Raw genomic sequence first — 13693 nt, forward strand, 5'->3', positions numbered from 1 at the left:
CGTCCGTACGGTCACCCGGGCGGGCCGTCCGTGCAGGACAGCGCGCCCGGGGCGTGGTCCGCTGGTGGGGTGCGACTGCTGCCCGAACCCGTGAGGCGCCTTGCCGCCTGGTGCGCCGTCGCGCTGCTCGTCTCCGGCGTGGTGTGGGTCGTGGTGCGGCTGTGCGTGACCTTCCGTACGACGGTCACACCGGTGCTCCTCGCGCTGCTCGGGACCGCGCTGCTGCGGCCCCTGTTCCGGCGGCTGGTGCGGGCCGGGCTGAACCGCTCGCTCGCGGCCGGGATCACCTGCGCCGCCGTGCTGGTGGCCGTCGGCGGCGTCGGCTACATCGTGACCCTCGCCCTGATCGACAGCGGACCGCAGATCGCCTCCTCGCTGGAGAACGCGGCCCGGTCGCTCGCCGACCACTTCGGGGCGGCCGGCACCTCCCTCAAGGACCTCGCCGCGCACGGCCGCGACCTGCTGTCGAAGTTCGGCGGGACCGCCGTCTCCAACGTCATCAGCGGGGTCAGCATGATCGCCGAGTACCTGGCGATGGCGGTGCTGGCGCTGCTGCTCGTCTTCTTCTTCCTGCGCGACTCGGGCCGGGCGCTGCGCGCGCTGCGCTCGCTGTCCCCCGGGCAGAGCGCCGACACGGCGGAGGCCATGGCGCGCCGCGCCTTCGCCGCCGTCGAGGGCTTCATGCGCGGCACCACCCTGATCGCGTTCATCGACGCCGTGTGCATCACCCTCGGCCTGGTCCTGCTGGACGTGCCGGGCGCGCTGGGGCTGGGCGCGCTGGTCTTCGTGGGCGCGTACATCCCCTATCTGGGGGCCTTCATCTCCGGGACGGTGTCCGTGCTGGTCGCGCTCGCCGACCGGGGGTTCGTCGTCGCGCTCTGGGCGCTCGGCGTGGTGCTCGCCGTGCAGGTCCTGGAGGGGCATGTGCTCCAGCCGGTGATCCAGAGCCGGACCGTGCAGCTGCATCCGGCGGCCGTGCTGCTGGCGATCACCGCCGGGGCGGCGGTCGCCGGGATCGTCGGCATGCTGCTGGCGGTGCCGCTGACGGCGGCGGCCTCCGGGGTCATCCACGAACTGCGGCAGCGGTACGCCTAGGACAGGTCCCGGCCGCCCCGCACGGTTGTCCGCCGGGCCGGTCAGGGCTTGTCGCGCGGCGGCTCGTACAGCTCGTACCAGATGCTCTTGCCCTCGCCGCGCGGCTCGACCCCCCAGGCGTCCGCCAGCAGCTCGATCAGCACCAGGCCGCGCCCCGAGGAGGCCAGCTCGCCCGGCCGGCGTTTGTGCGGCAGGTCGTCGCCCGCGTCGGTGACCTCCACCCGCATCCGCCGCTCACCGCGCTCGCCGCTCACCTCGGCCAGCACCAGCGCGTCGGTGTCGGTGTGCACGAGCACGTTGGTCAGCATCTCGGACAGCAGCAGCACCGCCGAGTCCACCTGGTCGGCGGACGACCAGTCGTGCAGCAGCTCCCGCAGCTGCTGCCGGGCCACCGCGATCCGCTCCGGCTCGGCCTGCGCGACGGTCAGCAGGGTGCGCCGGACCTCCGGGCGGACGGCGGCCGCGTCCCGGCCGTCCGGGTGCCGGCTCAGCAGCAGTACGGCGATGTCGTCCTCGCGGCGGTCGGCGAGCGGGCCCGTGGTGTGGTGCGAGGAGGGCCCGTGCACGGCCTGGACGAGCGCGTCGGCCAGCTCCTCGGCATCGCCCTCGTGCTGCTCCAGGATGGTGCGGATCCGCTGCCAGCCGGTGTCCAGATCGTGGCCGCCGGTCTCGATCAGACCGTCCGTGCAGATCATCATGGTCTCGCCGGGCTCCAGCACGAACCGGGTGGTGGGGTAGTCGGCGTCCGGATCGACCCCCAGCGGCAGTCCGCCGGCCGTCAGCCGCAGCAGGACGGTGCCGTCCGCCATACGGATCACCGGGTCCGGGTGCCCGGCGCGGGCCACCTCCAGGACCCCGGTGCGCGGGTCGACCTCGGCGTACAGGCAGGTCGCGAAGCGCAGATCGCTGAGGGCGATGTCGGCGTCGTCGCCACTGCCGGCGCCGTCGGCGCTCTCATCGATGATGCCGTGCAGGAAGCGCGAGGCGCGCGTGAGCACCGCGTCCGGGCGGTGTCCCTCGGAGGCGTAGGCGCGCAGGGCGATGCGCAGCTGCCCCATCAGACCGGCGGCGCGCACGTCATGGCCCTGGACATCGCCGATGACCAGCGCGAACCGGCCCGCACCGTCCTTCGCGCGGTTCCGGGCGGGGCCGCCGGGCAGCGGGATCACGTCGTACCAGTCGCCGCCGACCTGGAGGCCGCCGCCGGTGGGCACGTAGCGGGCCGCCACCTCCATGCCGGGGACGGCGGGGCCCGTCGTCGGCATCATCGAGCGCTGGAGGCCCTCGCTCAGCTCCCGCTCGGTCTCGGCGGTCCCGGCCCGCGAGAGCGCCTGGGCGAGCATGCGGGCCACCGTGGTCAGCACCGAGCGCTCGTCGGGGGTGAAGGCGACCGGATAGGTGAAGGCGGCCATCCAGGCGCCCATGGTGTGGCCCGAGGCGGTCAGCGGCAGGAACGCCCAGGAGCGGCGGCCGAAGCGCTGGGCCAGCTTCCAGGTGAGCGGATAGCGGGCCCGGTACTCCTCGGGGGAGGACAGATAGACGGCCCGGCCGGTGCGGATCACCTCGGCGGCCGGATAGTCCGTGTCCAGGGTCATGTGCACGAAGGGGACCTCGTCGCCCTGCTGCTGCCCGTGGTGGCCGATGATCGTCAGATGGTCGGCCTCGACGCCGAAGACGGCCAGCCCGTCGGGGGAGAAGCCGGGCATCGCCAGCCCCGCCGCGACCCGCAGCACCTCGGCGGTGGAGCGTGCCTCGGCCAGCGCGCGGCCGGCATCCAGCAGGAACGCCTCCCGGGAGCGCCGCCAGTCCCCGGTGACCGCGCTGCGCCCCGCGGGCGAACCGGGGGTCGGCTCGGTGACCTCCTGGAGGGTGCCGATCAGCTCGTACGCCTTCTTGCGGGAGTCGTAGGCGGGGCGGGAGCGGCTGCGGACCACCCGGATGATCCGGCCCCGCTCGTCCATGATCCGGACGCGCACCTCGGCGAGGGTGCCCTCGGCGGCGGCGAGCTGCACCACACCGGTGGTCTCGTTCCAGTCGACGGGGTGCAGACGGGCGCGCACCTGGGCCTCGGTGAGGGTGACGTCCTCGGCGGGCAGCCCGAGCAGCCGTGCCGCCTCGGCGTCGACCGCGACCAGCCCGGTGGAGGTGTCCCAGTGCCACGTCCCGGTGGCGAGGGCGGCCAGGACGTCCCCCACGGCGGGCAGGGGCTCACCAGTGCGCATTGCCCCACTGTAAGAAGAGCCTCTCGCACACTGCCACCGAAGACGTACGGACGTACGGGCGCCGGTGCGGGCACGGACGGGGCCGGACCGCCCTGATACGGGGGGAGCCGATCTCCGCTCGGCCGGTAGGCTGGGTGGGTCCGGGCCGTGCCCGCCCGGTGATCCCCGATCCGCGAAGACTGGATGAACGACGATGCATCGGTACAGGTCCCACACCTGCGGCGAGCTCCGCGCCTCTGACGTCGGCACCGACGTCCGGCTGAGCGGCTGGCTGCACAATCGGCGCGACCTGGGCGGCATCCTCTTCATCGATCTGCGCGACCACTACGGCATCACGCAGCTCGTCGCCCGCCCCGGCACGCCCGCGTACGAGGCGCTGGACAAGCTCTCCAAGGAGACGGTCGTCCGGGTCGACGGCAGCGTTGTTTCACGTGGAACCGAGAACGTGAACACGGAGCTGCCCACCGGCGAGGTCGAGATCGAGGTCGGCGCGGTCGAGGTGCTCGGCGCCGCGGCTCCGCTGCCCTTCACGATCAACGCGGAGGACGGGGTCAACGAGGAGCGGCGCCTGGAGTACCGCTTCCTCGACCTGCGCCGCGAGCGCATGCACCGCAACATCATGCTGCGCACCGCCGTGGTCTCCGCGATCCGGCACAAGATGGTCGCCCTCGGCTTCAACGAGATGGCCACGCCCATCCTGACGGCGACCTCCCCCGAGGGCGCCCGCGACTTCGTCGTGCCCTCCCGGCTGCACGCCGGCCGCTTCTACGCGCTGCCGCAGGCGCCGCAGCAGTTCAAGCAGCTGCTGATGATCTCCGGCTTCGACCGCTACTTCCAGATCGCGCCCTGCTTCCGCGACGAGGACGCCCGCGCCGACCGCTCGCCGGGCGAGTTCTACCAGCTCGACGTGGAGATGAGCTTCGTCGAGCAGGAGGACGTGTTCCGGCCCATCGAGCAGTTGATGACGGAGCTGTTCGAGGAGTTCGGCGGCGGCCGCCATGTCACCTCGCCCTTCCCGCGCATCCCGTTCCGCGAGGCGATGCTCAAGTACGGCTCCGACAAGCCGGACCTGCGCGCCCAGCTGGAGCTGGTGGACCTCACCGATGTCTTCGCGGACTCGGAGTTCAAGGCGTTCGCCGGCAAGCATGTGCGCGCGCTGCCGGTCCCGGCGGTCCAGGACCAGCCGCGCAAGTTCTTCGACCAACTGGGTGACTACGCGGTCTCGCTGGGCGCCAAGGGCCTGGCCTGGGTGCGGGTGGCCGAGGACGGTTCGCTGACCGGCCCCATCGCGAAGTTCCTCACCGAGGAGAACGTCGCCGAGCTGACCAAGCGCCTCTCCCTGGCCGCCGGTCACGCGGTGTTCTTCGGCGCGGGCGAGTTCGACGAGGTCTCGAAGATCATGGGCGCGGTGCGGGTCGAGGCCGCCAAGCGTGCCGGGCACTTCGAGGAGGGCGTCTTCCGCTTCTGCTGGATCGTCGACTTCCCGATGTACGAGAAGGACGAGGAGACCGGGAAGATCGACTTCTCGCACAACCCCTTCTCGATGCCGCAGGGCGGTCTGGAGGCCCTGGAGAACAAGGACCCGCTGGACGTCCTGGCCTGGCAGTACGACATCGTCTGCAACGGCGTCGAGCTGTCCAGCGGTGCCATCCGGAACCATGAGCCGGACATCATGCTCAAGGCCTTCGAGATCGCGGGCTACGACAACGAGACGGTGGAGCGCGAGTTCGCGGGCATGCTCCGCGCCCTCCGCTTCGGCGCCCCGCCGCACGGTGGCATCGCCCCCGGCGTCGACCGCATCGTCATGCTCCTCGCCGACGAGCCCAACATCCGCGAGACGATCGCCTTCCCGCTCAACGGCAACGCCCAGGACCTCATGATGGGCGCCCCCACCGAGCTCGACGAGTCCCGCCTCCGCGAACTCCACCTCAAGATCCAGAAGCCCCAGCCGAAGTAGCCGTCCCGGCACAGCGACATCGCGAAAGCGGTCCGGAACCCCGACCCAGGGGTCCCGGACCGCTTTCGCGCTCAGGGCGGAGTTCTGTGTTCAGCCGGCGGGTTCTGCGAAGAGGTCGTCGGCCGCTTCGGCGGTCAGGGCTCGGTCGAACCAGGTGGTGAGCTGGTCGAGGTCGGTGCAGGAGGTGATGCGTCTGCGGACCGGGTGGGGAACGCCGATACCGCGCTTGTCCAGGATGCGCAGGGTCAGCGCGGCCAGTTCGGAGTCCTCGGGGTTCCTGATGAAGAGGTCCGCCGCGGATTCGGCGGTCAGGGACCGGTCGAACCAGATGGTGAGCTGGGCCAGGTCGGTGCAGGAGACGACTCGGTCGCGGACCTTGCCGGAGACCTCGATCCCGCGCTTCTCCAACGCGCGCAGGATCAGAGTGGTGCGTCCCTCGGCCTCGCCCTCGGCCTTGCCCGCCAGGTACGTCTCCTCGATGAGCGTTCCCCGGCCGGGGAAGAAAGTGGCGACCATTATCCGCAGGATCCCTTGTCGCATGGGCCGTCGTCGGGGACTTCAGGGTCCCCGGTGAAGAGGTCGTCGGCCGCTTCGGCTGTCAGGGCTCGGTCGAGCCAGGCGGCGAGCTGGTCGAGGTCGGTGCAGGAGGTGATGCGGTCGCGGGCCCCTTCGGAGACCTCGATCTCCCGCTTCTCCAGTACGTGCAGGATCAGGGCGGTGCGTTCCTCGGCCTTGCCCTCAGCCTTGCCCTCGGCCTTGCCCTCCAGGTACGTCTCCTCGAAGAGTGTGCCCCGACCTGGGAAGTAAGTGGCGACCATCTTCTGCAATCCTTTCCATGTGTCCCGGGCCGGAGTGTTCTCCAGTCCGACTTCCAGGAACTCGCACCAGTACTTGGCCGTCTCCTTGTCGAAGGGCCGCATGCCGCGGGCCAGCATGTCCAGTATGGCGTCGATGTTCGGGCTCTCGCTGTGCACGATGGCGGTGAAGGTCGCCAGTGCGGGTTCTTGCGCCATCATCGACTCGTCCGTGATCTCCGGGACCGTGTCCGGGCCGAGGACGAAGGGGCGCGTGGCCTGGGTGACCCACGGGCCGACGCGGCACTCGAAGGGGCCGGTCGCCCAGGCCGCGGTGGAGCGGCTCTTGCAGACGGCGACGAGCAGGACCGGCAGGCCGAACTTCGCGCGCAGATACGCCACGTAGTACGCCCAGTTGGCTTCCTTGTCCGGGGCGCGTCGCGTCTGCGTCTCGACGGCGACGATGAAGTCGTCGCCCGCGGAGGACACGATGCGCAGCACGGTGTCCACCCGGCGTTCCATGGGCCGGAGTTCGGTGACATCGGGGGAGAGCACCTCGATGTCGGCTTTCACGGGCGGTGGCAGACCCAGCGCCTCGAAGGCGGGTGCGAGAACCTCCGGATGCTCCTGGAAGATCCGGTGCGCGGTCTCGTGTGTTGCGGTGACCATGAGCGCAAACTAGGCCGGAAGAGTGGTGGGATATCCGTTTATCTGGGGGCGTTCACTCTTTCGAGTTCCGAAAAAACGTTCCGGTCATCGGAGAAGCGGCATGCGAAAGGCCCGGACAGCGGATCCGGGCGGATGCTTTCCGGGCCTTCGCGAGGCGGGTTACTGCGAGGCGGGTTACTGGTCGGTGCCGCCGAAGCGCTCCTTGTACGTGGTCAGGTCGTCCTCGGTGAGCTTGGCGAAGAGGACCGGGGGGACCGTGAAGGGGGTCCCGGCGGGCAGCGTGGTGAGCGCCCTGGCCTGGTCGGGGGTGACCCAGGGCGCCGTGTCGCCGGAGAGGGCGAAGGCGGTGCGCATGGCCTTGGCCGTGGTGGGGATGAAGGGCTCCGAGACCACCGCGTAGAGGTGGATCAGGTTCATCGCCGTGCGCAGGGTCAGGGCCGCGCCGTCCTGGTCGGTCTTGATCTCCAGCCAGGGAGCCTTCTCCTCCAGATAGGAGTTGCCGGCCGACCACAGGGCGCGCAGCGCGGCGCTCGCCTTGCGGAACTGGAGCGCCTCCATCTGCTCCTCGTACTCGGCGAGCAGCCGGGCGATCTCCTCGCCCAGCCGCTCCTCGGCCGCGCCCGGCGCACCGCCGTCCGGGACCTCGGCGCCGAAGCGCTTCTTGGAGAAGGACAGCACCCGGTTGACGAAGTTGCCCAGGGTGTCGGCCAGGTCCTTGTTCACCGTCGCCGTGAAGTGCTCCCAGGTGAAGGAGGAGTCGTCCGACTCGGGCGCGTTGGCCATGAGGAAGTAGCGCCAGTAGTCCGCCGGGAGGATCTCCAGGGCCTGGTCGGTGAAGACGCCCCGCTTCTGCGAGGTGGAGAACTTCCCGCCGTAGTACGTCAGCCAGTTGAACGCCTTGACGTAGTCGACCTTCTTCCACGGCTCGCGCACCCCCAGCTCGGTCGCCGGGAACATCACCGTGTGGAAGGGGACGTTGTCCTTCGCCATGAACTCCGTGTAGTGCACGGTGTCGTCGGCCTCGTACCACCACGACTTCCAGTCGCGGTTCTCCGGGTCCTGGTCCGCCCACTCCTTCGTCGCGCCGATGTACTCGATGGGCGCGTCGAACCAGACGTAGAAGACCTTGCCCTCGGCCGCCAGTTCCGGCCAGGTGTCCGCCGGGACCGGGACGCCCCAGTCCAGGTCGCGGGTGATCGCCCGGTCGTGCAGGCCCTCGGTCAGCCACTTGCGGGCGATGGAGGACGCGAGCTGCGGCCACCGGTCCTCGTGCCGGGCCACCCACTCCTCGACCTCGTGCTGGAGCTTGGACTGGAGGAGGAAGAGGTGCTTGGTCTCGCGCACCTCGAGTTCCGTCGAACCGGAGATCGCGCTGCGCGGGTTGATCAGGTCGGTCGGGTCCAGGACCCGGGTGCAGTTCTCGCACTGGTCGCCGCGCGCCTTGTCGTAGCCGCAGTGCGGGCAGGTGCCCTCCACATAGCGGTCCGGCAGGAAGCGTCCGTCGGCCGGGCTGTACACCTGGCGGATCGCGCGCTCCTCGATGAAGCCGTTCTCGTGCAGGCGGCGGGCGAAGTGCTGGGTGATCTCCACGTTCTCCGGGGAGGAGCTCCGGCCGAAGTAGTCGAAGGCCAGCGAGAACCCGTCGTACACCGCCTTCTGCGCGTCGTGCGCCTGCGCGCAGAACTCCGCGACCGGGATGCCCCGTTCCTTGGCGGCCAGCTCGGCGGGCGTGCCGTGCTCGTCCGTGGCGCAGATGTACAGCACCTCGTGGCCGCGCAGCCGCAGGTAGCGCGCGTACACGTCCGCCGGGAGCATGGACCCCACCATGTTGCCCAGGTGCTTGATCCCGTTGATGTACGGAAGGGCGCTGGTGATGAGGTGTCGAGCCATCGCGGGCTGCTCCCAAGTCGCTACGTGGGGTGACGGTCGGCGGCTTTCGTGGCCGTCCGACACTGTCTACGAACCTTGAAATCGTAGCCGACACGGCCGCGCCGCCCGCCTCCCGTTTTACGAGGTGGGAAGCGGGCGGCGCGGTGGGTGGTGCGTCGTGCGCGGTGCGTCACGGGCGCCAGGACGCGAGGATCCCCTCGTAGAGCGCCTTGTCCGTCAGCTCGCGGGGCGCCGGGCCGGCGTGGAAGAACGACGCGTTGCCGGACTTCAGCCTGCGGAGGTAGTCGAACGCCTTGTTGTCGTGCTCGCCGAAGGCGACGAAGGAGAAGAACACCTCCGGGTGGCTCGTCCCGGCGTCGGCCAGGGCGCGGGTGGCGGGCGTCTTGGCGTCGGGGGCGCCGTCCGTCTGGAAGACCACCAGGGTGGGGACGGGGGGCTGGTCCGCCGTCCCTTCCGCCGTCCCCTGCGCGGTCTTCTGCTCGTCGAGGTGGGCGAGGACCGCCTCGACCGCGGCGTGGTAGCTCGTACGGCCCATGCGGCCCAGCGTGCCGTGCACCTCGTCGATCGTGTTCTCGTGGTCGGCGAGGGTGAGGTCGGCGGTGCCGTCCACCTCCGTGGAGAAGAACGTGACGTGGACCGTGGCCTCCGGGTCGAGGTGCGCGGCGAGGGCGAGGCACTGCTCGGCGAGGGCCTGGGCGGAGCCGTCCTTGTAGTACGGGCGCATGGAGGCGGAGCGGTCGAGCACGAGGTGGACCCGGGCGCGGGCGCCGGTGAGGTCGTTCTTCCTGAGGGCGGCGGTGGCGGCCTTGTAGGCCGTGGTGAGGCCGGGGGCGCGGGACTTCAGGCGGGGGAGGGGGGTGGCGGGCTTGGGGGCGGCTTCGGGGGCGGCCGGTTCCTGGGCGGTTTCCTCGCCGTCGGCGGGCTGCGGGGTGTCCTCCGCCTGCGCTTCCTGTGCCTGCGGTTCCGGCTCCTGTGCCTGCGGCTCCTCCGGCTCCTGCGGCTTCTCCGCTTCCTGTGCCTGCGGCTGGGCGGATTCCACCTCGGCTTCCGGCTCCGGTTCGGCTTCCGGCTCGGGGGCGGGCTCCGGTTCGGCTTCCGGCTCCGGGGCGGGTTCCGGTTCCGCCGCCGGTTCCGGCTCGGCGACCTGCTGCGGCTCTGCCGCGGCTTCCGGTTCGGCTTCCTGCTGCGGCGCGGGCTGCGCTTCCGGCTCGGCTTCCTGCTGCGGCTCGGGCTCGGGCTCCGGAGCCGCCTCCCGGGGCTCCGGCTGCTTCGGGACCGTGACGTTGTCGAAAGCCGCCGCCACCAGTTCGTGTTCGTCGTCGGCGGCGGGCGTGCGCGGGTCGGGGATGCGTGCCGCGGGGGCGGGCTCCCGGTCCGGGGCCGCGTCCGGGGCGGGAGAGGGTACGGCGGCGGAGGCCGGGTCCGCTTCCGGCCCCTGCGCGGGCTCCGTGGCCGGCTCGGCCGCCGGGGCCGGGACCTTCGGCGTCGCCGCCGGCTGCTCCTCGGCGGCGGGGGCCGGTTCCGTGGCCGGCACCTGCTCCGCACCCTCTGCTTCGGCCGCACGCTCCTTGCGTGACCGGCCGAACGCGTTCCGCAGGCGAGTGAGAATGCCCATGTGCGCAACCCTTCGCGTGAGTTGATCCCGTCGATCCCTGGCCAGGACGGACACGTAAGGTTAGCGGCCCCCGATGACGATCCCGGTCACGGGAGAGTGACGGGCTCCGGACGCTGTCAAGAGCGCCCGGATCAGGCCTCGACGCGGGTCGGCTCCTGCTGCTGGGGCGAGGTGGGCGTCCCGGGCGTCCGGCGGCGCAGCCCGAGGCGGAACCGGGGGCGGAACCGGGGGCGTGGGCGCGGACCGGTGCCGCTGCCGGTGCGGCGTGCGCGGCGGCGGGTGAGCCAGGTCAGGGCGGCCACGGTCAGGCCCAGGGCGACCAGCAGCCAGGACGCCGTGCGCAGGGTGGCGGTGAGAGCGTCGTAGACGGCACCGGCCGCGGGCTGGGAGACCTCCTGCGGCAGGTCGGCCAGGGTCAGACTGCGGCCCACCGCGAGGGCCAGGCCGAGCAGCGCGCCGCCGAGGGCGGTGCCGAGCGCGGTCGCGGTCACCGCGCGGCGCCGCCGGGCGGCCAGGGCGATGCCGGCGACGGCGAACGCGACGGCCGCGACGGGCAGCCAGAAGCCGGCGACTTCGAGCACGTGGAATTCCTTCCGCATGCGGCCCAGGTCCTGGGCCGGGAGCAGGGCGACCTCGGTGTGCGCGACGGGGATGCGGCCCGCGAGCGGCACGTGGTCCTGGGCGAGCTGGGCCTTGACCTGGGCGGTGACCGGTGCGAGATCGACGGTGACCGGGCGGTCGCGGTCGTCGCGGCCGTCCCGCAGGGCGCGCAGGACGGCGTCGTGGGCGACCCGGTTGCCCTCGTTCCAGGCGGTGCGGAAGGCCGCGGTCTGGGTGAAGGAGCGGACCGCGTCGTGCACGAACGGCGCCACGGCCGCCCGCGCGGGGCCGGTGTCCGTCCCCCGGCCGATCTCGGCCACGATGCCGTTCCCGACGGTGTCCGCGATGGCGTCGCGGACGTCCGGGTCGGCGGCGAGCGGCGCCATCGTGGTGACGTAGCGGCCGGTGTCGGCGAGCCCGTACGCCGCCCAGGCCGACAGCACGCCGAACGGCACGAGCAGGCACGAGAGGGCGATCAGTACGGCCGACAGGCCGCTGCGCAGGCGTCGGGTCACGCTCCCAGCGAAGTCTTCCCCCGGGGCGGGCGCGAGCGGACGTATGGCAATCGGGTGACGACGGAGAGTACGAGGGGCGCGGGCCACGAGAGGCGCGGGCACGGGGAAGGCCCCGGCTCCGGACGGAACTCCCCGGGCGGCGCCGGGGCCGCGGTCCGCTCGGCCGGGGTGTCAGCCGATGCGGCGGCCCCTGGCGTCCTCGTGCGTGTAGACCCAGTAGAAGCAGATCAGCCCCACGGCCACGCCCAGGGCCAGGGAGAGGCCGACGGTCAGCAGGACCGAGCGGCCGGACTGGGCGAAGAGGAACCCGAAGGCCGCGCCGGTGAACAGGAACCACAGGAAGGCGTGCAGCTCGCGCGGCAGGCGCGAGGCCAGGGTCAGCACGCCCGCCATGAACAGCGTGAACACGATCGCGGTCACGAAGCCGAAGGCCACGTTCCCGGCGGTGATGGGACCGCCGGAGCGCCGGTTGGCGGCGGCCCAGTAGCCGTAGACGAGCCCGATGGCGAACGGGCCCGCCCAGCGGGCGATCAGATGGGCGCGGTCGCTGAAGACGTCGGGCGTCCGCGGATGCCGGGCACGGGCCCCTGCGGTGCGGCCGGACACGGGTGCGGCGTGAACCATGAGAGCGCTCCTCTCGCTGTCCCTCCCCGGCTCCTCTGCTCCTCGCCCCCGCCTACCAGAGCACACCTGCCGGGCGGCCGCGGCAAGTCGGCACGGGGGAGGGATGTTCCCGGTCCGGCATCCGCCCGCGCACCAGCAGCGGTTACGGTGCTGACGTACGCGACCGACGAACGGAACACCGCGGGGGGACCATGCCCGGAACCGTGCTGCTGCTCGCGGCCTCGCCCGTGGGGAAGGGCCGTCTGGTGGACGCGGCGTCCGTGCTGCCCGTGCTGGCCGCCGTCGAGCCCGCCGTCCTGTCCGGCACGCCCACCGCGAGCGTCGTCGAACTCGCCGACCCGCTGGAGCCGCAGGCCGTCCTCACCCGGCTGCGGGCCGCCGCCGCCTCCCCGGGGCCGCTGACCGTCTTCCTCACCGGACAGCTCCAGCTCGACCGCCGCCAGCACCTGCCGCACCTGGCGCTGGCCCGCACCGCCCCGGCCACCGTGCGCTACACCGCGCTGCCCTGGCACTGGCTGCGCGAGGAGCTGCGGCTGCGCCCGGACGGCACCACCACGCTGGTCGCGGACCTGTACGCGGACCAGGAGAGCTGGCGCCATCTGCACGAACGCCCGCTGGACACGGGCGGCAACATCGCCGTGTACGGCCGGGTCGCACCGCCGCCGTCCCGGCGCGGGGTGGCCCAGCCCGGGTACATGAAGGCGGTGGCGACCATCCTGCGCAGCGGGCACCGGCCGCCGGTGGCCGAGCTGCACGAACAGGCGCTGGCGCGGCTGGCCGTGGAGGAGGGCGCCGGGTCGCGCGGGGCACCGGCCGGGCCGGGGCTCGTGCTCGCCGCGGGGCGCCCGGCGGCGACCGACCCGCACGCGGCCATCGCGGCGTGGGTGGAGTCGGGGCGGCACGGCGACGCCGACGCGCTCGCCGCCCGCTGGGAGCAGGACGCCGTACGGGAGCACGGGGCGGCCTCCGAGGAGGCGCTGCACTGGAGCGAGGTCCGCGCCGACCTCGCGATGTTCGCCGGGGACCCGGCCCGCAGCTGCCGTACCTGGCTGGCGGTGGCCGCCACCCGGCTGGCCATGGGGCAGAGCGCCGGGGCGCCGCAGGTGGAGGCCGCCGTGGACCGGGCGCACCACCAGTGGGGGCAGATCCGCGAGACGGAGCGCGCCCGTGAACTGGGGCCGCTGCTCGCCGAGTTGCGCGACCGGGTGCCCGGACGGCAGCAGGGCGCGCTGGACCATGTGCGAAGGCAGCTACGGCAGTTGCAGACGCAGGACTGAGGGGGCGGCGGCGCCGGACGGCCGGGCACGACCCCTCCCCAGGGCGCGTGCGCGGTGCCAGAATGGTGAGTTATGGCTGAGGGGGAGGGCGTGGCCGGCCGAGCGATCCGGGTCCGGCTGGACGGAAGCGCGAGCAACCGCGACATCGACGCGCTGAAGGCGTGGCTGGAGCGGGAGAATCCACTGGAGGAACTGGTCGCCGACGGGCGCCTGCACATCCTGGAGCAGCCGCGCTCGGACGCGCCGCCCGGTCATATGGGCGCCGGGATGGAGATCCTGCTGGTGCTGGTCGGTGCGGGCGCCGAAGTGATCTTCGGTGAGCTGCTGGAGCAGACCGGACGGGCCGTGGCCGCCTGGCGGGAGAACCGCCGCCGGGTGGAGCCCGGACCCCCGCCCGAGCAGCGCGTCGATCCGGTGAACCCCGGCGAGGAGTAG

Annotated in this window: 11 protein-coding genes; 4 read left to right on the plus strand and 7 right to left on the minus strand. The window is 72.3% G+C overall.

Annotated elements, in window-relative coordinates; all coding sequences use genetic code 11:
- Positions 1–69 precede the first annotated feature (69 nt).
- The gene (locus ACWDYF_RS08635) at positions 70–1095 is read left to right on the plus strand and encodes an AI-2E family transporter (protein WP_389462721.1); all 1026 of its coding nucleotides are present in this window, start codon (positions 70–72) and stop codon (positions 1093–1095) included.
- A gap of 41 nt (positions 1096–1136) precedes the next feature.
- Here ACWDYF_RS08635 and ACWDYF_RS08640 read toward each other — a convergent pair whose 3' ends face one another.
- Positions 1137–3317, minus strand: a complete 2181-nt coding sequence (locus tag ACWDYF_RS08640; protein ID WP_389462720.1) for a SpoIIE family protein phosphatase — start codon at positions 3315–3317, stop codon at positions 1137–1139.
- Between the two features lie 193 nt (positions 3318–3510).
- Between ACWDYF_RS08640 and aspS the strand changes: the two genes are divergently transcribed.
- The gene (aspS, locus tag ACWDYF_RS08645; protein WP_389462719.1) at positions 3511–5274 is read left to right on the plus strand and encodes an aspartate--tRNA ligase; all 1764 of its coding nucleotides are present in this window, start codon (positions 3511–3513) and stop codon (positions 5272–5274) included.
- A 90-nt stretch (positions 5275–5364) separates the two neighbouring features.
- On the opposite strand, the gene ACWDYF_RS08650 is transcribed toward aspS, so the two are convergent.
- From ACWDYF_RS08650 to ACWDYF_RS08675, 6 genes are all read right to left on the minus strand, one after another.
- The gene (locus ACWDYF_RS08650) at positions 5365–5790 is read right to left on the minus strand and encodes a hypothetical protein (RefSeq protein ID WP_389462718.1); all 426 of its coding nucleotides are present in this window, start codon (positions 5788–5790) and stop codon (positions 5365–5367) included.
- Positions 5790–6737, minus strand: coding sequence for an RpnC/YadD family protein (locus tag ACWDYF_RS08655; protein WP_389462717.1), 948 nt, complete (start codon positions 6735–6737; stop codon positions 5790–5792). Before ACWDYF_RS08655 ends, ACWDYF_RS08650 begins: the two co-directional genes overlap by 1 nt.
- A 174-nt stretch (positions 6738–6911) precedes the next feature.
- Entirely contained in the window at positions 6912–8627 is a 1716-nt protein-coding gene (metG, locus tag ACWDYF_RS08660; RefSeq protein ID WP_389462716.1) for a methionine--tRNA ligase, read from the minus strand.
- Between the two features lie 169 nt (positions 8628–8796).
- Positions 8797–10242 carry a VWA domain-containing protein gene (locus ACWDYF_RS08665; protein WP_389462715.1) on the minus strand — a complete coding sequence of 482 codons (1446 nt, stop codon included), beginning with the start codon at positions 10240–10242 and terminating at the stop codon, positions 8797–8799.
- Positions 10243–10373: 131 nt separating this feature from the next.
- Positions 10374–11357, minus strand: coding sequence for a hypothetical protein (locus ACWDYF_RS08670; protein ID WP_381738766.1), 984 nt, complete (start codon positions 11355–11357; stop codon positions 10374–10376).
- A gap of 171 nt (positions 11358–11528) precedes the next feature.
- The gene (locus ACWDYF_RS08675; RefSeq protein ID WP_381738765.1) at positions 11529–11981 is read right to left on the minus strand and encodes a hypothetical protein; all 453 of its coding nucleotides are present in this window, start codon (positions 11979–11981) and stop codon (positions 11529–11531) included.
- 191 nt (positions 11982–12172) lie between these two features.
- On the opposite strand from ACWDYF_RS08675, the gene ACWDYF_RS08680 reads away from it, so the two are divergent.
- Together ACWDYF_RS08680 and ACWDYF_RS08685 are read left to right on the plus strand one after the other, a co-directional pair.
- A complete protein-coding gene (locus ACWDYF_RS08680; protein ID WP_389462714.1) occupies positions 12173–13258 on the plus strand; it encodes a hypothetical protein in 1086 nt (361 codons plus the stop codon).
- A 90-nt stretch (positions 13259–13348) separates the two neighbouring features.
- Positions 13349–13693, plus strand: coding sequence for an effector-associated constant component EACC1 (locus tag ACWDYF_RS08685; protein WP_018569101.1), 345 nt, complete (start codon positions 13349–13351; stop codon positions 13691–13693).

The sequence above is a fragment of the Streptomyces sp. NPDC003284 genome, assembly GCF_053589675.1.